This window comes from Mesorhizobium sp. M4B.F.Ca.ET.089.01.1.1 (assembly GCF_004022605.1).
Classification (GTDB): domain Bacteria; phylum Pseudomonadota; class Alphaproteobacteria; order Rhizobiales; family Rhizobiaceae; genus Mesorhizobium; species Mesorhizobium abyssinicae.
In genome coordinates this window covers 1-574 of record NZ_RZOS01001237.1, presented here as the reverse complement: position 1 = coordinate 574, position 574 = coordinate 1, and the positions used below count along the sequence as shown (strand labels likewise).

Here is a 574-nt window from a genome sequence, read left to right as displayed (position 1 = left end):
TCATGGCCGCGTCCTTGTTCTGGGCGCCCTTCGGCACACCGAGGCAGTCCGTGCCGATAACGGAACCCTTGAACGTATAGTCGACGGCGCCGCCATCCGCCTTCACGGTCTGGGCTCTTCCGTTCCAGGTGACAACCAGATCCGCTTCGCCGTCTTTCAGCAGTTGCGCCGACTGCGCGCCCGAGGTCCACCACACGGAGACGTTTGGCTTGATCGCCTCGATCCGCTTGATGGCGCGCTGCAGCCCTTCCGGGGTGCTGAGCACGGAATAAACGTCCGCCGGCGCCACGCCGTCGGAGAGCAGCGCGATCTCGATCAGGTCCTGCGCGTTGGCGCGCAAGGCGCGACGGTTCGGGAACTTGGCGACATCCCAGAACTCCGCCCAGCTTTTCGGCGGGTTGTCGCCAAGGGCCTTGGTGTTCCACGACATGACGGTGCCGTAGGAATCGAAGGGATAACAGTAATCGGACTTTGCGCCGGCCGGCACGGATTTGGGATCGATAATCTTGTAGTCGAGCGGTTCCAGCAGCGACTGCGCGGCCGCCTGTGCGCCTTCCGGCGAGCTGAGATGGAT

General features: G+C 63.8%; 1 protein-coding gene. It reads right to left on the bottom strand.

Going from position 1 to position 574, the window contains the following annotated elements:
- On the bottom strand, positions 1-574 hold a 574-nt coding region (locus EN780_RS36935), incomplete at both ends, for an extracellular solute-binding protein (protein WP_128276629.1).